General features: G+C 66.0%; 22 protein-coding genes. 11 read left to right on the top strand and 11 right to left on the bottom strand.

Annotated elements, in window-relative coordinates; translation table 11 throughout:
• Positions 1 to 2 precede the first annotated feature (2 nt).
• Together GJV26_RS12690 and GJV26_RS12685 are read right to left on the bottom strand one after the other, a co-directional pair.
• Positions 3 to 1,118, bottom strand: a complete 1,116-nt coding sequence (locus GJV26_RS12690) for a GNAT family N-acetyltransferase (protein WP_155709124.1) — start codon at positions 1,116 to 1,118, stop codon at positions 3 to 5.
• A complete protein-coding gene (locus GJV26_RS12685) occupies positions 1,115 to 2,383 on the bottom strand; it encodes an aminotransferase class I/II-fold pyridoxal phosphate-dependent enzyme (RefSeq protein ID WP_229419276.1) in 1,269 nt (422 codons plus the stop codon). The genes GJV26_RS12690 and GJV26_RS12685 overlap by 4 nt, the downstream gene beginning before the upstream one ends.
• A 251-nt stretch (positions 2,384 to 2,634) precedes the next feature.
• On the opposite strand from GJV26_RS12685, the gene GJV26_RS12680 reads away from it, so the two are divergent.
• From GJV26_RS12680 to GJV26_RS12630, 11 genes are all read left to right on the top strand, one after another.
• Positions 2,635 to 4,236, top strand: coding sequence for an acyl-CoA ligase (AMP-forming), exosortase A system-associated (locus tag GJV26_RS12680; RefSeq protein WP_155709123.1), 1,602 nt, complete (start codon positions 2,635 to 2,637; stop codon positions 4,234 to 4,236).
• Entirely contained in the window at positions 4,233 to 5,468 is a 1,236-nt protein-coding gene (locus GJV26_RS12675; protein ID WP_155709122.1) for a pyridoxal-dependent decarboxylase, exosortase A system-associated, read from the top strand. Before GJV26_RS12680 ends, GJV26_RS12675 begins: the two co-directional genes overlap by 4 nt.
• Before the next feature lie 23 nt (positions 5,469 to 5,491).
• Positions 5,492 to 7,321, top strand: coding sequence for an asparagine synthetase B family protein (locus GJV26_RS12670; protein WP_155709121.1), 1,830 nt, complete (start codon positions 5,492 to 5,494; stop codon positions 7,319 to 7,321).
• A gap of 1 nt (position 7,322) precedes the next feature.
• Entirely contained in the window at positions 7,323 to 8,369 is a 1,047-nt protein-coding gene (locus GJV26_RS12665; protein ID WP_155709120.1) for a polysaccharide deacetylase family protein, read from the top strand.
• Complete coding sequence (locus GJV26_RS12660; protein ID WP_216643130.1) at positions 8,366 to 8,968, top strand: arsenate reductase/protein-tyrosine-phosphatase family protein; 603 nt, start codon at positions 8,366 to 8,368, stop codon at positions 8,966 to 8,968. Before GJV26_RS12665 ends, GJV26_RS12660 begins: the two co-directional genes overlap by 4 nt.
• The gene (locus GJV26_RS12655; protein ID WP_155709119.1) at positions 8,965 to 10,074 is read left to right on the top strand and encodes an acyltransferase family protein; all 1,110 of its coding nucleotides are present in this window, start codon (positions 8,965 to 8,967) and stop codon (positions 10,072 to 10,074) included. Before GJV26_RS12660 ends, GJV26_RS12655 begins: the two co-directional genes overlap by 4 nt.
• 8 nt (positions 10,075 to 10,082) lie before the next feature.
• On the top strand, positions 10,083 to 11,318 hold the full coding sequence (locus GJV26_RS12650; RefSeq protein WP_155709118.1) for a carboxylate--amine ligase: 1,236 nt from the start codon (positions 10,083 to 10,085) through the stop codon (positions 11,316 to 11,318).
• Between the two features lie 78 nt (positions 11,319 to 11,396).
• A complete protein-coding gene (locus GJV26_RS12645; protein ID WP_173346197.1) occupies positions 11,397 to 12,365 on the top strand; it encodes a glycosyltransferase family 2 protein in 969 nt (322 codons plus the stop codon).
• Complete coding sequence (locus GJV26_RS12640; protein ID WP_173346196.1) at positions 12,362 to 13,366, top strand: glycosyltransferase family 2 protein; 1,005 nt, start codon at positions 12,362 to 12,364, stop codon at positions 13,364 to 13,366. Before GJV26_RS12645 ends, GJV26_RS12640 begins: the two co-directional genes overlap by 4 nt.
• 118 nt (positions 13,367 to 13,484) lie before the next feature.
• A complete protein-coding gene (gene prsT / locus GJV26_RS12635) occupies positions 13,485 to 16,238 on the top strand; it encodes an XrtA/PEP-CTERM system TPR-repeat protein PrsT (protein ID WP_155709115.1) in 2,754 nt (917 codons plus the stop codon).
• A 154-nt stretch (positions 16,239 to 16,392) separates the two neighbouring features.
• On the top strand, positions 16,393 to 17,157 hold the full coding sequence (locus tag GJV26_RS12630; RefSeq protein ID WP_229419275.1) for an N-acyl amino acid synthase FeeM domain-containing protein: 765 nt from the start codon (positions 16,393 to 16,395) through the stop codon (positions 17,155 to 17,157).
• A 219-nt stretch (positions 17,158 to 17,376) separates the two neighbouring features.
• On the opposite strand, the gene GJV26_RS30220 is transcribed toward GJV26_RS12630, so the two are convergent.
• The 9 genes from GJV26_RS30220 to GJV26_RS12585 form a co-directional block, all read right to left on the bottom strand.
• Complete coding sequence (locus GJV26_RS30220) at positions 17,377 to 18,216, bottom strand: PEP-CTERM sorting domain-containing protein (RefSeq protein WP_229419274.1); 840 nt, start codon at positions 18,214 to 18,216, stop codon at positions 17,377 to 17,379.
• Between the two features lie 90 nt (positions 18,217 to 18,306).
• Positions 18,307 to 19,899: an FAD-binding oxidoreductase gene (locus GJV26_RS12620; RefSeq protein ID WP_155709114.1), complete on the bottom strand. Its 1,593-nt coding sequence runs from the start codon at positions 19,897 to 19,899 to the stop codon at positions 18,307 to 18,309.
• Positions 19,896 to 20,786, bottom strand: a complete 891-nt coding sequence (locus tag GJV26_RS12615; RefSeq protein ID WP_155709113.1) for a transglycosylase SLT domain-containing protein — start codon at positions 20,784 to 20,786, stop codon at positions 19,896 to 19,898. Before GJV26_RS12615 ends, GJV26_RS12620 begins: the two co-directional genes overlap by 4 nt.
• A gap of 4 nt (positions 20,787 to 20,790) precedes the next feature.
• A complete protein-coding gene (locus tag GJV26_RS12610; protein WP_155709112.1) occupies positions 20,791 to 21,516 on the bottom strand; it encodes a GAF domain-containing protein in 726 nt (241 codons plus the stop codon).
• A 51-nt stretch (positions 21,517 to 21,567) separates the two neighbouring features.
• Positions 21,568 to 22,662, bottom strand: coding sequence for a nucleotidyltransferase domain-containing protein (locus tag GJV26_RS12605; protein WP_155709111.1), 1,095 nt, complete (start codon positions 22,660 to 22,662; stop codon positions 21,568 to 21,570).
• Entirely contained in the window at positions 22,659 to 23,570 is a 912-nt protein-coding gene (locus GJV26_RS12600) for an HprK-related kinase A (RefSeq protein WP_155709110.1), read from the bottom strand. Before GJV26_RS12600 ends, GJV26_RS12605 begins: the two co-directional genes overlap by 4 nt.
• Before the next feature lie 41 nt (positions 23,571 to 23,611).
• A complete protein-coding gene (locus GJV26_RS12595) occupies positions 23,612 to 23,845 on the bottom strand; it encodes an HPr-rel-A system PqqD family peptide chaperone (protein ID WP_155709109.1) in 234 nt (77 codons plus the stop codon).
• Entirely contained in the window at positions 23,845 to 24,420 is a 576-nt protein-coding gene (locus GJV26_RS12590; RefSeq protein WP_155709108.1) for a hypothetical protein, read from the bottom strand. The genes GJV26_RS12595 and GJV26_RS12590 overlap by 1 nt, the downstream gene beginning before the upstream one ends.
• A gap of 197 nt (positions 24,421 to 24,617) precedes the next feature.
• Positions 24,618 to 25,223, bottom strand: a complete 606-nt coding sequence (locus GJV26_RS12585; RefSeq protein ID WP_155712429.1) for an XrtA/PEP-CTERM system exopolysaccharide export protein — start codon at positions 25,221 to 25,223, stop codon at positions 24,618 to 24,620.
• Positions 25,224 to 25,283: the final 60 nt, after the last annotated feature.

Genomic DNA, 25,283 nt, shown 5'->3' with positions numbered 1-25,283 from the left:
GTTTACTCCGTGGTTGAGGTTTGCTGCCGCGCGGCGACCGGCGCAGGAACGGGAGCGGCAAACTTGCCGCGCAACCGTTGCACCAGGGCGTTACGTTCGCCGGCGGCGGCATGCAGCTGGCGAAGTACCGGCCAGCGGTAATGGTTGACATGGTACATGGTCCGGATTTCGTCGGTCCAGCGCGTATGCCATTCCATCACTTTGCCGTAGAACTCCAGCCGCGCGTACTGCTTTTGCTCAAACAGCCGCTGGCAGCATTCCTCTCTCATCAACAATGTCGGCGACAGGCTGGCCGGCACCGACTCGTCATACGTGGTTTTCAACACGATCAGGGCGCCGTCGCCTTCGATGCACAGGTCCATCGCCACCAGCCGCGGGGCGAGTCCCGGTTCCTCGAACCAGTAGCGGTACACGGCCGCCTGGCCGCGCCGCGCGAAGCCTTCCAGCATCGCCGTGTAGAAGCGGCCCTGATCATTGTCCGGATGGATCGCCGTGCCCAGCTGCGCCTTCCAGCCGGCGCTTTCCAGCCGGCCGTAGTCGGCCACCGCCGCCGCCATCTGCTCCGGCAGGCGGTCGATCTGCATGCGGGTGGCGATGCCGTCCTTCTGCAGCCGCGAACGCTGCTTTTTCAGGTTGCTCCGCAAATTCTTGCCGCGTGCATTCCAGTAGTCGTCGAACGTGCCGGCGATCGGCACGTAGGCGGTGCGGATATAGTCCATCGTACTGGTCGTGGCGCTGTCGGCCGGGCGCGGTTCGAGCTGCGGGTCGCGCTGCGTCAGGCCGACCATCAGCGCCAGGCCCGGCAGCTTGCGCGCCAGCGCCGGCAGCAGGTCGTCGAGCAGGATGCCGGAACGGTGCAGCCACAGGCCGATCGGCGCCTGCGACGGCTGCAGCGCCTGCCAAGCCCCGTGGCCGCGCGGCACCAGGACGCCCATCGCGACGATCTCGCCGCCGGCCGTGCAGACGGCGAGCTGGCCGCGCGGATCGCCGAATTCGGCCAGCAGCGGCTGCACGAATTCCGGCTCCAGAAGCGGCGAGCGGGTAGTGGCCGCATTCAGCAGGCGCCATGCCTGGGCATGGTCGCCAAATGTACCGGCCGGGTATAAATGCCATTTCATCGCGTGCCTCCCGGGATCGCGCCGCGCACCTGGCCGATCATCCATTCGATTTCATCATCGCGCAGCTCCTGGTGGCAGGGAAATTGCAGCACGCGGCGCGACAGGTTGACGCTGTTCTCGCATACCGTGGCGTCCACGCCCGGCCACAGGTATTCGCCGAAGCGGATCACCGGCACGCCGGCACCCTTCAACTGGCGGAACAGGGCTTGCGGTTCGTCGCACAGCAACGGGAATACCCAGGGGTAGACGCCGTCCGGCAGCGTGGCGAACAGCGGGCGGCAGCCGGGCAGTGCCGACAGCGCGTCATACAGGCGACGGTAATTGCGGCGGCGCAGTTCGCCCATCCGGCGGTGCGACACCAGCCGCAGCATCAGCCGCGAATACAGCGACGAGCGCTTGGTCAGCCAGGCCGGGTCGAAACCGAAGCCGCCGTCGGAAGAGCCCGGCGCCAGCGCCGGCCCCTGGCCGTGGCGGCGGGCCTTGATCACACCCCACAGCGCAGTCTTGGCGGCCATCGGCAGTGCCATCAGCGCGCGCAGCAACGGCAGCCGGCCGTAGGCAAAGCCGTTTTCCACGGAGTTCAGCAACACCTTGGCTTCGAAGCCGGTGCCCGCCGATTGCAAGCGCACGCCGTCGAGCCGGTGGCGCGACGACACCAGGCAGCCGCCTTCGTACACGGGGAAAAACTTCATGCTGCTGGCGATCGCATAGTCGCCCCACGAGCCCAGCGGCCGGCCGGCGTGCCGGCCCAGGAACGAGTGGGCGCAATCTTCCAGCAGCTGGATGCCGCGCGCATCGCAGAACGCGCGCAGTGCCGGCAGCGGCTGGTGAAAGCCGTAGTAGTTGGTCGCCATCAGCGTTTTCAGGTTGGCCGCGCCGGCGGCCTTGCGTGCCAGATCGTCGAGGTCGACCGTGGTATCCGGATTGATGCGGTAGAACAGCGGCGTGGCGCCGGCCCACACGACCGGTTCGATCATCGATGCGCAATGGTACGAAGGCACAAGGACGGTGTCGCCGGGCCCGACGCCCATTTGCTTCAGCGCCAGTGCGATGGCCACCCGGCCGCTGGTGACGAAACGCACTTCACCGGCATCGAGGATCGATGGCGCCTGCGGGCCGCCCATGCGCATGAAGGACGCCAGCGACAGCGCCGGCGCCACGGGCAGGCGGGAGCGCGGGTAGTCCGGGGAGAGAGGCGCTGCGGGAGCGAGCGGCTCGGCCTGCGCTGCGGCCGGCTTCACATCTGAAATGCTGATTTTTCCCATGGTCGTCTCGCTTGCAGCCAATTTCCAGGATAAAACTTACGGCGTTCCACATCATACATCAAAAGATTGCTAAAAATTCACGTTAATTGTTGTATTTGGAATAATGCAAGAGGAAATTTTCGCCAGGACCTTGGCAAAAAACAACTAGCGGGTGATTGTAAAATGTTAATATTCCGCCTAGGTTTCCACACGGTTACAAAGCGACTCCCTGCGGACCAGCCCCCTTTGCAGGACATGATGCAGGACATGATATGAGCGACCTGATCCACGATTTCATCTTCCGCTCGGCCGACCGGACACCCGGCGCCGAAGCCCTCGTCCATGGTAGCCGCCGCCTGCATTACGGCGCTCTTGCCGACCTGGTGCGCCGCACCGCCGCCGCCCTGCTGGCCTCCGGCCTCGAACGGGGCGAGCGCGTGGCCGTCTACATGGAAAAAAACGTCGAAAACGTGGGCGCGATGTTCGGCGCGGCGGCGGCCGGCGGCGTGTTCGTGCCCGTCAACCCGCTGCTCAAGCCCGAGCAGGTCGCCTATATCCTGGCCGACTGCAACGTGCGCGTGCTGGTCACCACGATCGACCGCCTGAAACTGCTGGCCGGCGTGCTGCCGGCGTGCCGAGACCTGCGCCTAGTCGTGGCCGTGGGCGGCGACGATGCGCAAATCGCGGCGCTGTCCGCCGCGCATGACGTCGAAGTGCTGTCGTGGGATGGCGCGATTGCCCGCGCTGCCGGCGAAACGCGGGCGCCGCACCGCGCGATCGACGGCGACATGGCCGCGATCCTGTACACGTCCGGCAGCACCGGCAAGCCGAAAGGCGTGGTGCTGTCGCACCGGAACATGGTGGCGGGCGCGCAGAGCGTGGCCAGCTACCTGGAAAATACGCCGCAGGACCGACTCCTGGCGGTGTTGCCGCTCTCGTTCGACTACGGTCTCTCGCAGCTGACAACGGCGTTCCATGCGGGCGCCACGGCCGTGCTGATCAACCACCTGCTGCCGCGCGACGTGCTCAATGCCGTCGTCGCCGAGCGCATCACGGGCCTGGCGGCGGTGCCGCCGCTGTGGATCCAGCTGGCGCCGCTGCCGTGGCCGCAGGATTGCACGCTGCGCTACCTCACCAATTCCGGCGGCGCGATGCAGCGCCCCACGCTCGATGCGCTGCGCCGGGCGCTGCCGAACGCGCGGCCGTTCCTGATGTACGGCCTGACCGAAGCATTCCGCTCCACCTATCTGCCGCCGGAAGAACTGGAGCGCCGCCCCGATTCGATGGGCAAGGCGATTCCGAATGCCGAAGTGGTGGTGCTGCGGCCCGATGGCAGCGAATGCGCGCCGCACGAGCCGGGCGAACTGGTGCACCGCGGCGCGCTCGTCTCGCTCGGCTACTGGAACGACCCGGGCAAGACCGCCGAGCGCTTCAAGCCGGTGGCGCCGCGCCATTACGGCCTGCCGCTGACGGAACTTGCCGTGTGGTCCGGCGACACGGTGCGTCGCGACGAGGACGGCTTCCTGTATTTCATCAGCCGCAACGACGAAATGATCAAGACGTCCGGCTACCGCGTCAGCCCGACCGAGGTCGAGGAAGTGGTGTATGCCCGTGAACACGTGGCCGAGGCGGCCGCGATCGGCGTCCGGCATCCGGCGCTGGGGCAGGCGATCGTCGTCATCGCCTACCCGCGCGACGGCGCCGCGCTGTCGGCGGGCGACCTGCAGGCCGCCTGCCGTCCGCACCTGCCGGCCTACATGCTGCCGCAAAAATTCGTCATCGCCGAGGGCGCGCTGCCGCGCAACCCGAACGGCAAGATCGACCGCAAGCTGCTGTCCACGCAGTATGAAAATGTGTTCGGAGAACCGCAATGACGGCGCCGCGCCCGCAGCACGCGCCGCTGCTGCAGTTCCCCGTCGTCGACGACTGCCTGCAGGTCGGCGGCGTGCCGCTGACCCGGCTGGCGCAGCGTGTCGGCCAGACACCGTTCTATGCCTACGACCGCGGCGCGCTGACGGCGCGCGTGGCCGAGCTGCGCCGGCACCTGCCGGCCGACGTGCACCTGCATTACGCGATGAAGGCCAATCCGATGCCCGCGGTGGTGCAGCATATGGCGGCGCTGGTGGACGGCATCGACGTGGCCTCGGGCGGCGAGCTGCGCGTGGCGCTCGATACGCCGATGAACCCGCTGCACATCAGCTTCGCCGGCCCCGGCAAGAGCGACGTGGACCTGGCCTGCGCGATCGCCGCCGGCATCGTGCTGAACCTGGAATCGGAAGGCGAAACGGAGCGGGCGGCGCGCATCGGCGACCGGCTGGGCATCACGCCGCGCGTCAACGTACGCGTCAATCCCGACTTCGAACTGAAGTCGTCCGGCATGAAGATGGGCGGGGGGCCGAAGCAGTTCGGCGTCGATGCCGAGCGGGTGCCCGCGCTGCTGCGCCGCATCGGCGAACTGGGGCTCGATTTCCACGGATTCCATATTTTCTCCGGCTCGCAGAACCTGAAGGCCGCGGCGCTGCACGAGGCGCATGAAAAAACGTTCGCGCTGGCGCTGCGGCTGGCGCAGGATGCGCCGCGTGCGCCGCGCATCCTGAACATCGGCGGCGGCTTCGGCATCCCGTATTTCCCCGGCGAAGAGCGGCTGGACCTGGCCGCCGTGGGCACCAACCTGCACGCGGTGATGGAAGATGTGCGGCCGCGGCTGCAAGGCGCCCAGGTGGTCATCGAGCTGGGGCGCTACCTGGTCGGCGAGGCCGGCGTGTATGTCTGCCGCATCGTCGACCGCAAGGAATCGCGCGGCAGCGTGTACCTGGTGACCGATGGCGGCCTGCATCATCACCTGTCCGCCTCCGGCAATTTCGGCCAGGTGATCCGCAAGAATTATCCGGTGGTGATCGGCAATCGGGTGCAGGGCGGCGAGCGCGAAAAGGCATCGGTCGTCGGCCCGTTGTGCACGCCGCTCGATGTGCTCGCCGACGGGATGGACCTGGCGCGCGCGCAGCCGGGCGACCTGGTCGCGGTGCTGCAGTCGGGCGCCTACGGCGTGTCGGCCAGCCCGGCCGGCTTCCTCAGCCATCCGGCCGCGCCGGAAGTACTGGTCTGAACTGAACATACTAGGGGTGCACGATGAGCGGTATTTGTGGATGGATCGGCCACGGCGCGCAAGACCGTGAGCTGATCGGCAGGATGGCCGCGCCGCTGGCGCGGTTCGACGGCAGTGCCGTGCACCAGGCCGAAGGCAGCCGTTCGGCGGCCGCGGTAGCCGGTGCCGGCGACGTGCACCGGCAGGAAGGCCTGCTGATCGCGCTGTGGGGCCACCCGGTGCTGCGCGATGCCGCGCTGGCCGAACAGGCCGCCACGCGCGGCGTCGCGGCGGTGCTGGCGGCGCATCGTCACCTGGGCCCGGAAAAACTGTGCGCGCTGTTGCAAGGTGCATTCGCGCTGTGCATTCTCGACGAGCACGCCGGGGAGGCGATCCTCGCGATCGACCGCCTGGGCGTGCACCCGCTCACATGGCGGCTGGCCGGCGAAGCGCTGCTGTTCGCCTCGTCGGCCGATGCGCTGATCCGTCATCCGCTGGCGGGTGCCGACATCGACCCGCAGGGAATCTACAACTACGTGTACTTCCACATGGTGCCGGCGCCGGGCACCGTGTACAAGGACCAGCAGCGGCTGTTGCCCGGCCATTACCTGCATTATCGCCAGGGCCGCGTCGAGACCCGCCCCTACTGGCGCATGACGTTCCAGGAAGACGGCAGGCGTTCGTTCGAGGACCTGAAGGCCGAATTCCTCGCCCAGCTCAGGAACGGCGTGCGCGAGGCATCGGCAGGGGCCAGGGTGGGCGCGTTCCTCAGCGGCGGCACCGACAGCTCGACGATCGCCGGCATGCTGTGCGAGGTCGGCGGCGTGCCGGCCGAAACGTACTCGATCGGTTTCGCCGCGCAGGGCTACGACGAGATGGAGTATGCGCGCATCGCCTCGCGCCATTTCGGCACGAAACACCACGAATACTACGTGACGCCGGACGATGTGGTGGCGGCGATTCCCAACGTGGCCGCTGTCTGCGACCAGCCGTTCGGCAATGCGTCGGCGGTGCCGGCGTTCTACTGCGCGCAGATGGCGCGCAAGGATGGCGTGACGCGCATGCTGGGCGGCGATGGCGGCGACGAACTCTTCGGCGGCAACGAGCGCTATGCGAAGCAGCATGTGTTCGCGCGCTACGAGCAGGTGCCGTGGCTGTTCCGCAAGGCGCTGCTGGAGCCGGCCATTTTCAATTTCCCCGGCGGCGATCAGGTGACGCTGCTGCGCAAGGCGCGCAGCTATATCGAGCAGGCATCCGTGGCGATGCCGGCGCGGCTGGAAACCTACAACCTGCTGGGCCGCTACGGTGCGCGGGAGGTGTTCACCGACGAGTTCCTGGCCGGCGCCGACACGAACCAGCCGCTGGCCGGGCTGGCGCAAACCTATGGCGCGAGCGAGGCGAAGAGCCTGATCAACCGGATGCTCGCGCTCGACCTGAAGATCACGCTGGCCGACAACGACCTGCCGAAGGTGATGAAGGCCTGCGAGCTGGCCGGCGTCGAGGCGGCATTCCCGTTCCTCGATGACGCGATGGTGGCATTCTCCGCCGGCCTCACGCCGCAGCAGAAGCTGAACGGCACCCAGCTGCGCTGGTTCTTCAAGGAAGCGCTGAAAGGCTTCCTGCCGCAAGAGATCATCACGAAGCAAAAGCATGGCTTCGGGCTGCCGTTCGGCGTCTGGCTGCAGGAGCACAAGGCGCTGCAGGACCTGGCGTCCGACAGCCTGACGGACCTGAAAAAGCGCGGCATCGTGCGCGCCGCGTTCATCGACCAGCTCACCGGCACGCACTTGCGTGAACATGCCGGCTACCACGGCACCATGGTCTGGGTGTTGATGATGCTGGAACAGTGGTTCCGCCAGCGCAGCGGGGCATGACATGCGCACTCGGGTCTGTATTTCGATCGACACCGAGTTTTCCATCGGCGGCGCGTTCACCAGCGCCGACAGGCAGCCCGTCGCCGAACCCATGGTCTGGTGCGAGACGGGCGGCCGCTCGCACGGCCTGGGCTTCCTGCTCGAGCAGTTCGAGCGCCACCGCATTCCGGCCACGTTTTTCGTCGAGGCGGCCCACCGCTATTATTTCCAGGACCAGGATCCGATGGGCGCCATCGTCCGTCGCATCGTCGGGCAGGGCCATGAAGTGCAACTGCACACACACCCCTGCTGGGCCGTGTTCGAGCACGATGACTGGCGCGAGCGGGTCGCGCGAGAACCGCTCCAGGACGAGTTCTTCGGCCGGGCCGAGGATGACACGGTGCGGCTGCTGCGGCAGGGCCAGCAGGCATTTGCCGGCTGGGGCGTGCCGGCGCCGACCGTGTTCCGGCCCGGGAACATGCAGCACGACGATGCGCTGTTCGCCGCGCTGGCGCGCTGCGGCATCCCCTACAGCTCCTGCGTGGGCCTGGCGGTGTTCGACAGCCGCGATCCCCGCTACCAGCTCTACAGCGGCGCGCACCACCGCCATGGCGTGCTGGAGATGCCCGTGCTGACTTTCCAGGACTGGCAGCTCGGCGGCCGCCGTCACCTGAAAACGCTGACGATCGCCGGCACCAGCTTCGCCGAGACGCGCCTGCTGCTGGAACGTGCCCATGAACAGCAGGTGCCGCTGGTGGTGTTGCTGACCCACCCGTTCGAATATGTGCAGCGACGCGACGACCACATGCGCACCGCGCGCGCCAATGCGCTGCACCAGGACCGGCTGGCGCGCCTGTGCGGCTACCTCGACGGCAACCGCGACCGCTTCCTGCCCACCGGCATGGGCGAAGCGGGCGATGCGATGCAGGCGGCGCTGCAGGCCGTGCCGGACGAACGCAATGTGCTGTTGCACGGCAGCGGCTGGCACAGCATCCGCCGGCTTGCCGAACAGGCGGTCAATGACCGCTACGGCAGCTGGGCGCTGGCGCGGCAGGGAGTGCCGGCATGATGGCGCCCCTGCGCGATCGCCTGAACGCGCGCTTCGGCACGTGGCGCGGGCTGGTGCGGCTGCTGCTGGCGCACGCCGAACGGATCGCGGGCCGGCTGCGGCCGTTCGCGCTGCACGATCCCCAGGCGGTGCGCCGCGTGGTGTTCGTCTGCCTGGGCAACATCTGCCGCAGCGCGTATGCCGAACAGGTGGCGCGCGCCGAAGGGTTGAACACCGCGTCGCTCGGCCTGTCGACCACCACCGGCGTCGGCTCGCCCGAGCCGGCGCTGGCCGCGGCGGCACGGCAACGGATGCCGATGCAAGCGCATCGTGCGCGCGACTGGAAGGATTTCACCGTGCAGCCGGGCGACCTGCTGCTGGTGATGGAAGTGCGCCAGGCGCACGAGCTCGCGCGCCGGCTGGGTGGCCGCTCCGATGTACAGGTCGCGCTGCTCGGCAACTGGTGTTCGCCGCCGTCGCCGCACCTGCACGATCCGTTCACGCTTTCCGACGCGTATTTCGACACCTGCTTTACCCGCGTCCGCCAGGCCGTGGGCCGGCTGGCGAAAGACGTTCCGAATGCGCGCGCCGCCACGGCGCAGAAGAGGGGGCAGCGATGAGCCGCGAATTCTCGCTTTACCTGGACGCGGTGCGCTTCCTGGCCGCGCTGATGGTCGTGTTCTACCACATGAACATGCGCTGGCTCAGCACCGCCATCCTGCCGCTGTCCGATCACGGGCATGCGGCGGTGATGGTGTTCTTCGTGCTGTCCGGCTACGTGATCTCCTATATCCATGCGAAGCGTGAAAACACGCCGGCCGAATACTGGGCCAGCCGCCTGTCGCGCTTTTATTCGCTGGCGATCCCGGTGGTGCTGCTGACGCCATTGCTCGATCTCGCCGGCGCCGCGCTGCGGCCGGACATCTACGAAGGCTGGACCACGCACGGCCTGGCACCGCTGCGCATCGTCACCAGCCTGGCATGGCTGAACGAGGTGTGGACGATCTCGATCATGTCGTTCTCGAACACGCCGTACTGGTCGCTGTGCTACGAGATGTGGTACTACATCATGTTCGCCGTCTGCGTGTTCACGGCAGGGCGCACGCGCCTGCTGCTGCTGGCCGCCTGCGCGCTGGTGGTGGGCCCGAAGATCCTGCTGCTGGCACCGGTTTGGGCGATGGGCGTGGTGCTGCACCGCTGGCAACTGCTGCAGCGCACATCGTTCAATACCGGACTGGCGCTGTTCGCCGGCTCGCTGGTGGCCTTCGGCCTGTTCCAGCATTACCGGCTGACGGACCTGGGCAGCGCGTGGATGCGCACCCTGGTCGGTGAAGCGCTGCACCACCAGCTGACATTCTCCCGTTTCGCGCTGACCGATTACCTGCTGGGCCTGATCGTGGCCGCCAATTTCGCCGGCGCACGCGCCATCGCGCCCGTGCTGGGCCGCGTGCTGCTGCCGCTGGAACGGCCGATCCGCTGGCTGGCTGGCTACACGTTCTCGCTGTACCTGATGCACCAGCCGCTGTTGCTGTTCTTCGGCGCCGCCATCAGCGGCGACCCGCGCGGCCCGCTGTATTTCATCGAGGTGCTGGGCGCCATCCTGGTCGCCGTGTGGCTGGCCGGTTCGCTCACCGAAGGGCGCCGCCACCTGCTGCGCGCATGGCTGCTGGCGCGCCTGCAGTCGCTGCATGGCCTGCGCCGGCTCGCGCCATGGGGCACAAGATGACCGGAACCATGACAGCAACGATGGCGGCAACGGTGTCCGCGAACGGTCCGATCCCCGCCGTGGTACTCGGCATCGACACGCCGATCGGGCTGGCCATCGTGCGCAGCCTGGGACGGCGCGGCGTGCCCGTGTACGGCATCGCCCGCAGCGTCGCCGCGCCGGGCCTGTCGTCGCGCCACCTGTGCGAAGGGATGCTGCGCGCGGAAGGGGCGCCCGGCACGCTCGACCAGCTCGAGGCGCTGGGTCAGCGGCTCGGCACCGCATGCCTGTTCGCGATCTCGGAGGGCGACATCGCGCTGCTCAACCAGCATCGCGACAGGTTGTCCGCCTACCGGCTGATGTTCCCGGATGCGCGCCGGATGGACACGGTGCTCGACAAGCAGAAGACCTACGCCGCCGCCGCGACAGCCGGCGTGCCGGTGCCCCGCACCGTGCAGCCGGCCACGATGGCCGACGCCGAGGAAGCCGCGCCCACGCTGCGCTACCCGGTGGTACTGAAATGGTCCGAGCCGAACCAGGCGGGCATCCTGCTGCGCCGCGCCGGCCTCGCGCTGGACAAGACACGCTACTGCCACGATGCGCAGGAGTTGCTGGAATACCTGCGGCAATTCGCGCCTGTCGGCCGCTATCCGATGATCCAGGAATACTGTGCCGGTTACGGGCTCGGCCAGTTCTTCCTGATGCACGACGGGCAAGTGCATTGCGAGTTCCAGCACCGCCGGCTGCACGAATGGCCGCCCGAAGGCGGCGTGTCCACCCTGTGCGAATCGGTATCGCTGGAACACCACGCGGCATTGCGCGAACGCTCGCTGGCCTTGCTGCGCTCGCTCGAATGGGAAGGTATCGCGATGGTCGAGTACCGCTACGATCCGGAGCGCGATGAAGCGGCGCTGATGGAGATCAACGGCCGCTTCTGGGGCAGCCTGCCGCTTGCCTGTCATGCCGGCGCCGATTTTCCATGGCTTGCCTACAGCCTGCTGGGCACCGGCAAGGCGCAGCCGCAGCCCGGCTACCGGGCCGGCCTGCGTTGCCGCTTCATGATCCCGGAAACGAAGCGGCTGGCACGGCTGCTGTTCCAGCCCGGCGCGGTGGCGGACCGCAAGCTGACCTTCTCGCGCGCCGGCGAGCTCGCCGGCTACCTGCGCGATTTCCTGCGCCCGTCCACGCGCTATTACCTGTTCACCTGGTCGGACCCGGTCCCTTTCCTGCGTGACCTGTGGCACGTGGTCCGGCGTACCGGCTGACATTTACCCAAGGAGCACCATGCACGAGAAAAAAACGCCCGGCGCCAGCCATGGTGCCGCATGCAAAGGGGCAGCGCAGTGAAAATCGCGGTCGTCATTCCCTATTTCCAGCGCCGGCCCGGCATCCTGGCCCGCGCGCTGCGCTCGGTGGCGGCACAAACCACCGATGCACAGCTGGACGTGATCGTCATCGATGACGAGTCGCCGGTGCCGGCACGGGAGGAACTGGCGCAGTTGCCGGAAGCGGACCGCGCCAGGGTGCGCATCGTGCAGCAAAAAAACGGCGGCCCGGCGGCGGCACGCAACACGGGCCTGGACCACGTGACGGACGATACCGAGCTGGTCGCCTTTCTCGATTCGGACGACACCTGGCAGCCATTCCACCTGGCCGATGCGCTGCGCGCGCTGGGCGCAGGCTACGACTTCTATTTCACGGATTTCTACCAGCTGAACCAGGCCGTCAGCGCATTCCAGCGTGCTGGCCGCATCGAGCCGCCCCGCCACCTGCTGCTGCCGGGCGAGCGCCACCTGCACGTGTACCAGGCCGACATGCAATCCCAGATCCTGGGCGGCAACGTGATCGGCACGCCGACCGTGGTATACCGGTTCCGCTCGTTCCGCACGCTGCGCTTCCGCACCGAATTCGTCTACGCTGGCGAGGATTACCTGTTCTGGCTCGACCTGTCGCGCATGACCGACCGCATCGCCTTCTCGTCCGCGCAGGCGGTGGTGTGCGGCGATGGTGTCAACGTGTTTGCCGGCTCCGGCTGGGGCACGGAAAAGTCGCTGATCCGCCTGCACTACGAAATGAAGTACAAGAAGGCGATCGCCCGGCTGTATCCGCTCACCGAGCGGCAGGTGAAGGAAAACCGCGAAGCGGTGCTGGCGCTGCGGCGCAGCTTCGTGGCGGACGTGCTGCATCGCGTGGCGCACCGCAAGCCGTTCCTGGAAGTGATGTGGAAGCAGATGCGGATCGACGTGCGCAGCGTGCTGTATTTCGTGCCGCTCGCGGTCGGGCTGGTGCTGCGGCGGGAGCGCAGCGCGTGAGCCGGATTCTCGTCAGCATCCTGAACTGGAACGGCGCGGCGCAAACGCTCGGCTGCGTGGGCGATCTGCTGCGCCAGCAATTGCCGGCCGGTGTCACGGCCGACATCCTGGTCGTCGACAATGGATCGAAGCCGGCCGATGCCGATGCCCTGGCGCAGGGACTGGCCGGCCTGCCGGTGACGCTGCGCCGCGAAGCCGTCAACCACGGTTTCGCAGGCGGCCACAACCTGGCCGTCACCCGTGCGCTGGAAGAAGGCTACGCGTTCATCTGGCTCGTCAACAGCGACGCGGTGATGGGTAGCGACGATGTGCTGGCACAATTGCTGTCACTGATGGCGGCGGACGACCGCTGCGGTGCGGCGTCGCCCGTGCTGGCAATTCTCGATCAGCCGGAGAAAGTGTATTTTTGCGGCAATTTCCACGACTGGGCCAGCCTCGACACGCAGCGCGCCCGCACCATCGACGATGCCCGCGCCACTGCCGGCCAGCGCCGCGCCCACCAGTGGGTGCCCGGCACGGCGATGCTGCTGCGCACGCAGGCACTGCGCGTCGCCGGCAAGCTCGACGAGCGGATGTTCGCCTACTACGAAGACGACGAGCTGTGCGCCAGGCTGGCAGCTCATGGCTGGCACAGCGCAGTGGCCTATGGCGCGCGCGTGCTGCATGCGATGCCGCGGCGTGAAACCGATCGTCCGCCGTACTACTTTTACCTGATGGCGCGCAACTACCTGATTTTCTGGCATGGCAGCACGCCGCCGGCGCATCGCCGCCGCATCGGGCTGAAGCTGCTGGACCGGGCGTTATATGACGTCAACCGGCTGTACTACCGGGGCTTTCCCGAGCAGGCGCGGGCCGCGCTGCTGGGCGTCGAAGACTTCATGCGCCGCCGGTACGGGCGGCCGGTGCTCGATCGCAGCGCGGGGTTCCGGTTGCGCGCCTTGCGCGCCTTGCTGTGGCTGCCGCATCTGCGTGTGCTGCGCCGGCTCGACCGCGCCGCATGAAGCGCAATGAACCAGGTGTGGTTGATTGCTGCGGCTTTCGTCAATCGGCGGCCAGAGCCTATTGATTGGCTATCCTCCACGTGTCATTATTCGATTATTAACTTTTTGCAGGTGCATCATGTCCCTTCATTTGACAAAGGCCGCAGCCGCGGCACTGGTAGCGGTTTCCGTGCTGGGCGCATGCAGCTCCGAGAGCGCCGACTCGCTGAAAGCGCAGGCCCGGCAGTACCAGCAAAAGGGTGACAACAAGGCCGCGGTGATCCAGCTGAAAAACGCGCTGGAGAAAAGCCCGGACGATGCACAGGCGCGCTTCATGCTCGCCTCGCTGGCGCTGGACATGGACGATCCGCTGAGCGCAGAAAAAGAGGCACGCCGTGCACTGGCGCTGAAATACCCGGTCGACCAGGTGCTGCCAGTGCTCGGCAAGTCGCTGACACTGCAGGGCAAGTTCCAGGAAGCCCTGGATGAAACCGACAAGAGCCAGCGCAATGCCGCCATCTTGACACTGCGCGGCCACGCGCTTCTCGGGCTGGGCAAGTCCGACGAGTCAAAACGGGAATTCGACGCCGCGCTGGCGCAACAACCCGGCTTCGGCGATGCGCTGACCGGGCTGGCGCGGCTGGCGGCGCTGCAGCAGGATTGGGAAGGGGGCCTGCGCCTGGTCAACGAGGCAATTGCCAAGGATGCCGCCAATGTCGATGCCTGGCAGTTGAAGGGAGACCTGCTGCGCGTCACCGGCAAGCGCGAGGAAGCGATGGCGGCCTATGGCCAGGTACTGAAGGTCAAGCCGAGCCATCGCACGGCGCACCTGGAGCAGGCGGCCATCAATATCGCGGCCAAGAAACTTGATGCGGCACAGGCCGACATCGAGGCGGCGCGCAAAAGTACCCCTGGCAACTTCCTGGTCGCCTATCACCAGGCATTGCTGGATTTTTCGCGTGGCAAGCTGAAGGAAGCGCAAGCCAACCTGCTGAAGGTGAACCAGGCGGCACCGAACTACAAGCCGGGCGTGCTGCTGTCGGGCATCGTTGCATTGAACCTGGGCTTGCTGGAGCAGGCCGAGAACGATCTGCGCAAATATGTCGAATGGAATCCCGACAGCCTGCAGGCCCGCAAGGCGCTCGTCAGCACGCTGCTGAAATCCGGCCAGGCCCGCGAAGCCCAGGCCGTGCTGGCACCGGCGCTGAAGAGCGGCACGCCGGATGTGGCCGTGCTGCAGCTGGCCGGCGAGGCGGCAATGCTCGCGCGCGATTTTGGCAAGGCAGGCGATTACCTGGCGCAGGCCGTCAAGGCGGAGCCGGGGCGCGCCGCCTCGCACACCTCGCTTGGCATGGTCAAGCTGGCGCAGGGCGACCGTGCCGCCGGCATCGTCGAGCTGCAAAAGGCGATGGAACTGGAGCCGGGCTCGCTGCAGTCCGGCACGGTGCTGGTGCGCGCGCTGGCCGAGCTCGGCGAGACAGACAAGGCACTGGCAGCAATCCGCACGATGGAAGCAAAGCATGCCGGTAATGCGGAACTGCAGGTTCTGAAAGGCAATACCTATCTCGCCGCGCGCGATCGCACCAATGCGCGTGCCGCGTTCGAAGCCGCGCTCGCTGTCAATGCGACGTATTTTCCGGCAGCCGCCGGCCTCGTGCAACTCGACCTGACGGACAAGAAGCCTGCCGAGGCGCGCAAACGTCTCGAGGCGCTGCTCGCCAAGGACGACAAGAATGCCGAAGCCCTGACGGCGCTGGCGCAGCTTGAGATCGTACTGGGCAATAAGCCGGCGGCTACGCAATGGCTGGAAAAAGCCAATGCGGCCCACCCTGAGGACCTGGACGTGGCACTGCGGCTGGGCAGCCATTACAACGCCACCGGCGAGGCGGCCAAGGCGCAGGCATTGCTGGGCAAGTACCAGGTGGCAAACCCGGGCAATCCCGCCTTGCTGGAGGTTCTTGGCCAGGCGCAGTTGGCCAGCAAGGATGCCGCGGCGGCACTGGAAACATTCGGCAAGCTGGCCAGCGTGTCGCCCAAGGCAGCGAACCCGCAGATCCGGCTGGCAGCCGCCCAGATGGCACTCCAGAACCCGACCGGTGCCGCTGCCAGCCTGAGCAAGGCCACCAGCCTGGAACCGGGCAATATCCAGACATACCTGGCGCAGGCGCAACTGGCCATCACCCAAGGCAACCTTACTCAGGCGCTGGCGATCGCGCGCCAGGTACAGAAACAGTTTTCCGCATCGGCGGTCGGCTTCATGCTGGAAGGCGACATCCTGATGCAACAAAGAAATGCGACAGCGGCGATTCGCCCCTATGAGCAGGCTTTTGCTGCGACCAATGCCGGACCCGTGTTGATCAAGCTGAGCAGAGCACTGCGTGATGCCGGCAAGATCCAGGAAGCGGAAGCGCGCGTTGCCGAATTCAACCGGAAGCATCCGCAGGAAGTCATCACGGCACTGTACCTTGCCGAAGGCCATATGGCATCGAAACGTTACCCAGAGGCAGCAAAACTGCTGGAGGGAGTCGTGCAGCAGGCACCGGACAACGGGGTAGCGCTCAACAACCTGGCATGGGTATATCAGCAGCAGAAAGATGCTCGCGCACTGCCGACGGCGGAGCGCGCCCTGAAGCTGAACGGGGACAGTCCCGAGGTGCTTGATACCGTCGGATGGCTGCTGGTCGAACGGGGCGATTACGGGCGGGCCGTCGAGTTGCTGAAAAAAGCAGCCTCGACTTCACCTAAAGCCCCTCAGGTGCATTACCATCTGGCTGTCGGTCTGTTCAAATCCGGCGACAAGACCGGGGCCCGCAAGGCGCTTGAACAGGCGCTGGCATCCGGGCCGGGCTTCAGGGAAGCCGATGAAGCAAAAGCACTGTTGAAGCAGTTATAACAGCAGGCAGGGTATCAAGCGTATTTAAAAATAAAATATTTGTATATTTATAATTAAATAATAAACTAAATAGTTGTTGAAAAAGCACGGCATGACTGATAAATTGCTCCGTTATCAGTTGTAAATGTCGAGCCACTCAACAGGGGAGTGTGCTATGGCCTCAGAGTCTACCAAGGACGACACCGCAGATCAATTCCCGCCGGATGATTACGATTCCGGCGAGCCGTTGATTTGCGCAGTCGAAGAAGATAACTCTGCAAACATAACGCATGTGACTATCAATCAATCCGATTTCGGCATCCGCGTTGCCGATACCGAGGCTGGGCGTGCCTCCGTGAGCATGCTCATCAATAAAATGTACGCCTGGCGCGGCTATGCAGGCACGCACCGGATCGATAACAATCCCAACCGTATTACCCTGGCTGCGTCCGACAAGGGGGACGTGATCGGTACCGTCACGCTGGGCATCGATTCACAGATGGGCATTCTGGCTGACGAGGTGTTTTCCGATTATATCGGGGAATTCCGTGCCCGCGGTTCCAAGGTATGTGAAATCACCAAGCTGGCATTCGCGCCGCACGTCAAGTCGAAAAGCGCGCTGGCTTCGCTGTTTCATGTCCTGTTTATCTATGGGCATTATCTGCACCAGTGCACCGATGTATTCATCGAAGTGAATCCACGGCATCGTCGATATTATATGAATATGCTGGGGTTTAACCAGATCGGTGAATTGCGGAGCAATCCGCGAGTCGATGCGCCGGCCTACCTGCTGCATGTCAGCATGGATTATGTCAATGAGCAGATCCGGAAACTGGGAGGCACCAGCACGCACCCCGCCGGTGAACGTTCGTTGTACCCGTATTTCTTTTCGCCGCGCGAAGAGCGCGGCATAGCAAGCCGCCTGCTGCAGATTGGCTGAGCTGTATTGCCGGCAACGACGCGGTCATGGCCGCGTCGTTGTTGCGGCGTGTCTTCCGTGCTGATTGCGGAAAACTTGCCGCGCCGCCCGGCGCGCGTGGCCAGCCACTGCACTTCGGCCACATTCATTCGAAGGATGTAGGAAAAAAAAGACCTGGCGGATGCCAGGTCTTTTTTTTCCGTGCCGCACGTTGCAGTGCGGCATGAAGAAAGCTCCAGATTACTTCTGCTTGCGGCGGCGGATTTGCGCCAGGCCCAGCAGGCCCAGGCCCATCAGTGCCAGCGAACCTGGTTCTGGGACCACTTGCAGCGACTGGCCGAAGAAGTTACCGGTGCCGGCAACGTGGCTGATGCCTTCGCCCGGGAACGGCTGGGTGAAGCTGGTGCTGAAGGACAGGTCCGAACCGCCGACTTGCTGGTTCGTGTCGAAGGCAGCTGCGGCCAGGCCGCCAACCACATCCAGCTGACCCAGGCCGCTCAGGTTAGGCGGGTTGATGGCATTGATGGTACCCAGCAGCGTGCCGCCGTTGAACGTGGCACCGGCCAGGCTCAGCCAAAGCTCGCCCAGCCCGGTGTTACCGTCGTTCATCGTGGTCGGGTCATTCGGGTTGATCGTCGATGGACCGTCGTTACGGAAGATCTGGACGATACCGCCGGTGTAGGTCGTGGTATTGCCGGCAGTGGCAATCGGGGTGTAACCGCTGAACTTGAAAGTCAGTTCGCAACCTGTCGAGCAAAATTCCGACTGACCGTAACCATTGATCGTCGACACGAAGCCGAAGCCGCGCAACGAGCCATCCGGCTGGATGAATTGCTGGATCTGCACGGACGACGACGAGAAGTCCAGCGGGTAATCCGGATCCCAGGTGACGCCGCCGATCGTTTGTGGATCCGCCAGGGCTGCCGACATCGTCGACACCGTCAGGGCCGCCGCCAGCGCTACTTTTTTAAGCATGTTCATCGAAGACTCCTTGAGTTTGGTATTTAGTGCTGCTTTAAGGGGCGGACCTTCCCACCACGCATAACTAAAAGCAAACACCATGCCATCCGACTGGGTCATCCATTAAGTACTTGATTTCACTCAATCCTTGGCCGGCGCCGTTCCTGTTGGGCTCGAAAAATATGGCGTACTGTAAAGTTTTCCGACACATCAATAACGGCCCCGGGCGATGATGTCATCCGGATCCAGCGCGGTACGGAGGCGGGCATTGAATGCCGCAGCGCCCGGCATCCGCTGCGCCAGCGCTTCCATCGCATCGACGCCGACGCGATAAGGAAAGACGCCCAGCGCACGGCCCTGCTGCACCAGTGCGTCGTAGCATTCACGGGTGCGGCCGGCGGCACCGGGAATGTTATGGTCGAACAGCAGCGGCACCGTGCTGTCGAACAGGCGGTCGCTGATCGACGTGAATGTCAGCAGCGGTTCCAGGCCATGGGCCCGGGTAGTGCGGGTCACCATGTCGACATAGGCGCGCGCATCTGCGCCCCGCATCGGCACGAGCGGGGCATACCAGCGCAGGCCGCAGCCGTCGCGGGCAGGATTGCGATCCTGCTTCGGCTGCGGGCCGGGGTTGCGCCAATAGGCGAGCGGCAACGCTGTTTCGTTGGGCCGGCCACCGACCAGTTCCAGCGCATGGGCCAGCGTGTTGCTGGTCGAGGCAATGCCCTTGCCCAACGCCCCCGGCACCATCGTCGATGCCCGTGCCAGCAATTGCGCATTGGAGGGGCTCAGGAACAGCAGGCGGCTGGCGATCCCGCGCAGCGCGGCCTTGATCTCCTTCTGCGCCGCCGCCACCATGCCGCGTGTGCCGTACAGCGTGCCAAAACCTGTCCAGGGGGCGATCTGGTACTGGCGGCCGAGGCGCTCGACGACGGCATCGGGAATCGTGCCGTCGACCACTTCGGCAGCCGGGTACGGCGCCGTCATCGCCAGCACGCGGTGACGGTTCATCAGATTGATGCCGCCGACGGTGCCGGGCAGCGTGGCAAGGATTTCCCGGATTTTTTCCACGGCGGGTTCGAGCAGCGCGTCATCGCGCAGGTTGAACAGGCACACCTTGACGGTTTCCGGGCGGCGCGCCAGCACGATCGACATCCGCGTGACGATGCCCGCGCCGCTCTGCGTGAACAGGCCGGCGGTATAGGACGTGATGCCCCACTTGAACAGCTGGGCCAGTTCATGGCCGCCCGCCTCCGACAATGCCGTGCGATAGATCGAGCCGTCGGCCAGCACGGCTTCCAGGTCGGTGACCGCGCCGAAATGATCCGAATGCGGAGTGATGCCGTAGCCGCGCTCCAGCGCATTGCCCAGCAGGCTCACGCCGGGGCCGGCACCGGTGACCGGCACCATGAACGGGTAGTCGTGTTCGTCGAGAAAGCGTGCCAGCATGCCCTGCGTGACGCCCGGTTCCAGCGTGACGACGCCCAGCACGGGGTCGACGCAGAAACGCTGCATGCCGGAGAGATCGATGATGACGGCACCGTCGCTTGCCGGCAGCGAGCTGCCGTAACCCCAGTTCTTGCCGGTGCTGAGCGGATAAACGTGGCAACGATGGCGCCGGGCGATCGCCAGCACCGCGGGAAGGGCGCTGCCGTGCCCGATTTTCAGGGCTCCGGCAATCCGCCGGCTGGCGCCACCGGTATCATTACCGTAGACAATTGCCGCTTCGGCCTGGTCGAGCACCTGCGTCACGCCCGGCACGGCGCGCCATTCGGCCAGTGCCGACGGGGAAGAATCGTTCATCGCTTCGAGAGGGGGTCATTGGACGAACTCCGATAGTAGCGGTGGACAGGCAGGCTGTACAAGCGTGCGATGCGCGTGACGTAATCGCGCGTTTCGCGGTAGGGCGGCACGCCGCGATGGCGCAGCACGGCGCCTTCGCCGGCATTGTAGGCAGCGGCCACCAGCCGCACGTCGCCATCGAACAGCGCCAGCAGCTGGCGCAGGTAGGCCAGGCCGCCGCGCACGTTCGACTCCGGGTCGAACGGATCGGCCACGCGGAAGCGTTGCGCCGTTGCGGGAATCAGCTGCATCAGGCCCTGGGCGTTTTTCGGCGACACGGCATTGGCCCGGAAACCCGATTCCACCGCGATGACCGCCATCGCCAGTTCGGGATCGACTTCGTACACGGGCGCCAGCCGCTCGACGATGCGGCGCACCGGCGCGCTGGCAGGCGGGTAATCGGCCGCCCGCGCAGGGCCGGCCCAGGGATCGGGGTCGAGGTCCACCTGCAGCGGCAGGTCGGGGGCCATGCAGGCGGGCAGCGGCACATCCTGCCGGGGTGGCAGCGCCTGCGCCAGCCTGGCAGCCTGCGCATGGCCCTGGTCGGCCGCGGCCGAGAACAGCCGCCATGCAACGGCGTCGTCGCGCGGCATGCCACGGCCGTTGGCGGCCATCCAGCCCAGCGCGTATTGCGCATCGGCCGCGCCCAGCCGTGCCGCCTGGCAGTACAGCGCGGCGGCCTGGGCCGGATCGCGCGGCATGCCTTCGCCGTGTTCGTACCGCGCCGCCTCGGCGATCAGTGCGGCAGTATCGTTGCCGGCGGCGGCCGTGCCGGCCATGAGCGACAGCGCGAGCAGGAGTATGGGCCAGTGAGGGACAGGCGAACGACCGGTGGACAGGGGGGCCATGGCATTACCTGCGGCCTTCGCGCGCGTTGTGCCGGGCCAGGCTGCTGTTGAGCTGAGTGATGATCTCGGAAGCCGCCTGCACGATCTGGCTGGAGTCGAAGCCGGCCCGCGCCATCTCGCGATAGAACGAGCGGGCCAGCAGGCGTGCCACCTGGTCGGGCTTCTGGTAGGCGGTGGTGGCCGCGCTGCCCTCCAGCTCGCGGGACAGGGCCAGCTGGGTGAAGCGGGAGGCCAGGATGCCGCGCAGTTGTCGCAGCTGTACTGCCTTGCCGGCGAGCAGCGCCATGGTTTCCAGCAATGCCAGGTCCTGCTCGCAGAAGCAGCCTTTGCTGCTGCCGCAACTGGCGGTCAGCGTGCCGACCACACGGCCTTCGATCCTGATCGGCGCCAGCATCAGGCTGCGGCCGGGATCGCCGGGCCGGCGGGCCAGCGCGGCATATGGCGAGCTCAGGATATCGTCGACCAGCAGGGCCTCGCCGCTGGCCAGCACCTGCCCGGCCAGGCCTTCGCCGCGCGCCACGAGCGTGGCGGCGGCATCCTGGGCCAGTGGGCCGTGGCTGGCGGCAATGCTCATGCGGGCATGCTCGCCATCGCCATTGACCAGCATGACCGAGCAGATCTCCGCGCCCACCAGCGTGGCAGCCAGCGTGGCATGGGCGGCGAGGTCGTCGTGGGCGGGCGGAATGTCGCGGCACAACTGGTGAATCTTGCTCAACAGATCGTCGGCCATCACGGTCCTCCACAGGGGCAGGGTTTCATTCTAGCGGCCGTGGCCGCCGGGTCACGCGGCTTCTGGCCCGGATTTGCGCGGCGACAGGAAGGCCTTGTGAAACAGGTGCCGCGCAAGCAGCAGCGGCGGCATGCGCAGCCAGTTGCCACGCAGGTAAAGCAGGAACCTGGCGAGCGGGCTGAAGCGGTCGCCGCAGCTCGCATGGTCCGGCAGCAAGGCGCGGCGGAACAGCCCGTCCATCAGGACCAGCAGCCCGGGTGAAGGACCGGCCACTTCAGCGCGCACCGCCTCCGGTACCGGCGTGCCCAGGAACATCGCGCCGTAACGCAGCGCATAGAACAGCGGCCGTTCGAGCTCGAGCCGGCGCGCGCGGGGCAACAGTTCAACCCAGAAGCGGCGGTCGTTGCCGAAATGGCACAGCAGCCGGTGGATGTCGAACAGGTCGCGCAAGGCATTGTTGAACTCGCCGTCGCTGAACAGGTGAACGGCACTGTGCAGCACCATGTCGACCGGCGCCAGCACGTGGAGTCCCGGCATGCCCGGCACGGGCACGGCCGCGGCGCGCAGCAGCGCCGGATCGGGCCGCATGGCGGCCGTCTTGGGCAGGATCGCATGGTGCACATCGATCATCGACAGGCGTCGCAGGTGGCGCATCGGCGGCAGCTCGTGCATCCATTCGCGGTAATAGCGCTGGTCATAGGCATCGTGGTGGGTGCCGGCCCAGCCGGCCAGCATCAGCGCCGCCTCCGTCTCGCCCAGGCGTTCTTCCGGCACCAGCACGTCGATATCCGAGTACAGCCGGCCATGCGCCGAAGGCAGCCCGGTCACCGTATAGGCCGCGCCCTTCAGCAGGATCAGCGGCAGGCCCGGCTCGGCGAGCGCCTGCCGGATCAGCCGCACTTCCCACAGCACGCCCTGGCGATGACGGCGCGCCAGCACCCGGGCCCAGTCGAGCTGTTCGCGGGCCGGACCCGCGATCCGGTCCAGCAAGCCGCGCTCTTCCAGCAGGCACGCCAGCGTGGCCAGCAGGTTGGCGGCGCCGGCCTGGCGCAGCAGCAGGTCCCAGCCGGCCTCGTCGAGCGCCGGCAGCTCTTCCGGCACGCGCAATGCGCCGGCCAGCAGCGGTGCGAGGCGATCGTGCTTCATGACACGGCGGGCAGGCTGTCGAAAAACGCCAGCGCTTCGTCCAGCACGCCGTAGCGGAAGCGATAGCCCTGGCTGCGCTCGACGAGGCCGACCAGCGCGGTGAAGCCCTCGGCACCGAGCAGGCTGTAGTTGAAGCAGTTCTGTGCCAGCTGCATGAAGGTTTCGGCGCGCGGCATCGGCTCGGCCGTGATGGCGGCACCGGCTTCGAAGCGGGGAAACACGACCCAGGCCGGCAGCGCGGTTTCCACTGCCCGCGCCACGCTGTCGGCCGGCGCGCGCACGTGCGCCACCGTGCCCTTGACCGTATCGGTGACGGCGCGGCTCATCACGCTGCCCGGCACGTAGTCGCGGATGACGCCGATCGAAGCGTTCTTCAGGCTGATCGGGCGGGGCAGCGGATGCAGCATGCCGTCATCGAGCCGCAGCAATGTCAGTTCATCGGACAGCAGGCGCCAGCCGCCGCGGCCGACGAGCGCCGCGCACAGCGTGCTCTTGCCGGATCCCGGCGGGGCCGGCAGGATCGCGGCACGGCCGCCTTTTTCAACCACGGCCGCGTGCACGATCAGGTAGCGGTTGGCCCGGCTCGACACGCACCAGTTCAATCCCCACTCGAACATGGGAAATGCCTGGTCCAGCGGCAGCGGCTTGAACATCGAGCGGCCGTCGTACAACAGCGACACCTGCGGGCGCAGCCAGCGCCGCAGCGTGGCCGGACGCACCAGGTCCAGATGGAAGTCGGCAAAGCCTTCGTGCAGCGGATAGTCGCCATACAACAGGTGGATGCCGTCGGCAACGCCGCCGATTGGCGAGCGCAGCAGCGTGGTGAACCGGCCCGTACGCAAGTGGATGCCGGGGCCGGCGAGGCGCTCGCCCAACTGGGCACGGGTCAGGCTGGCAACGGTGATCATGGCGGGCTCGGCAGGGGCGGGCGGGTGGCAATCGGATGGCATCAGCACGGTTCGACCAGGTCGAGCTGGCGCAGCGTGGCAAGCAGTTCCGTCAACTCCGGTGCGGCCAGCTCTTCCGGCATGACATCGCCATCGCGCAATGCCAGCAGCAACGTCATCGCGTCTTCGGACAACAGGTGCGTATCGCCGGACAAATCGTTGTACAGCACGAAGGCGCCGTCCCAGCCGCGATGCAGCAGGGCCTGGCCGGGAACGAGGCGCCAGGACAAGGCCATCAGTACATGGTGCCTTGCAGGTAATCGACGATCTTGCCGCCATCCCATTTCACGCCCGCCGTGGGCGCGTAATAACCCTTGGCCTGGTATTCGAGCCAGATGCGTTGCAGCATGGCCGTCGTCTGGAATGTCGACAGGCCGGCCTGCACGTTCAGGTAGCACGCCATCAGGTGCCGGCCGATGCCGTTCTTGTCCCACTGTTTCGGATCCAGGATCGCGCTCTGGGACGTGGTTCCATAGGTTTTCGCGTTCAGGCTGTTGCAGCTGAAGATCCGCGTGAAGGGCTCGTTCTTGTTGCAACCGCGCGGCCAGCTGTGGTTTTTCCAGTAGCCGGGCGAGCGGCCGGCACACGTGGGCGGCGGTCCGCGGAAGCTCTGCAGGCCCCCCGACAGGGAGCCGGATGGCGTGGTGCACACTTCAACAGCCATGCCCGGCTGGCTGTGCAGCGTGAGCAATACGCCGGAAGCGGCAACGCCGGCGCGGGTAAAGCGGCGCCGTGCCGCACCCACGGGCGACAGGTCTGCGGCATTTGCAGCATCGGCGGCTGGGGCATCATGCTGTTGTTCGGTGGCCACGTCGGGTTTCCTTCTAGGTGGTCGGTCGGTTGGGCGGGTATTGCGAAAATAGTAAGCAATTACCGTTCCCGACGACCGATCGCGGTTGTTGCACCTTCTAAATCAATGACTTAAAGCAAAAGAGCTGGAGGTCATTGTTGATCTGGCTCAGATGCTGTAAAGATTTTCGACAGCTCAGCCGGCTTAGAACACCCAGCTTAGAAGAAGCTCTCGGGAATCACCAGGATGTCACCAGGGCGCATCGATACATTGGCCGAGATATCGCCTTCCTTGATCAGGTCGTTCAAGCGCACGCGGTATTGCTGTTGTTTGCCGTCTACATTGCGAATGATTGTGGCCTTGTTGCCTGCTGCAAATTCGGTGACACCGCCAACGGCGATCAGCACATCCATCAGCGACATGTCGCGCCGGTACGGCAATGCCTGTGGCCGCGCGGCCTGGCCGATCACGCGAATCTGTTCGCCGTAAGTGCCCGTGAAGCCGGTAACGATCACTGTCACGACCGGTTGCTGGATGTACTTGGCCAGCGCCTTTTCAATGTCGCGCGCCAGCACGGTGGGCGTCTTGCCGCTGGCTTCCAGGTCCTCGACCAGCGGAGTGGTGATCTTGCCGTCCGGCCGCACGGGTACGCTTTGCGACACTTCCGGATTGCGCCAGACGATGATGCTGACGTTATCGCCCGGGCCGATCAGATAATCGGGCGCCGGTGCCGGCCCCGCGTCGACCATCGTGTTGCCGGAACTGGCGCAACCGCCCAGGGCCCCCAGCATGATCGCGCCTGCCGCCAGCCATTTGAACAGCATTTGGTATTTCACAGGACTCTCCAGTCTGGTTATTACGGGCGATGGGATCGTGCCATCCGC

It is taken from the genome of Pseudoduganella dura, assembly GCF_009727155.1.
Lineage (GTDB): Bacteria > Pseudomonadota > Gammaproteobacteria > Burkholderiales > Burkholderiaceae_D > Rugamonas > Rugamonas dura.
Note: the sequence above shows the minus strand (reverse complement) of the source record. Positions and strands in the feature narration are given on the sequence as shown.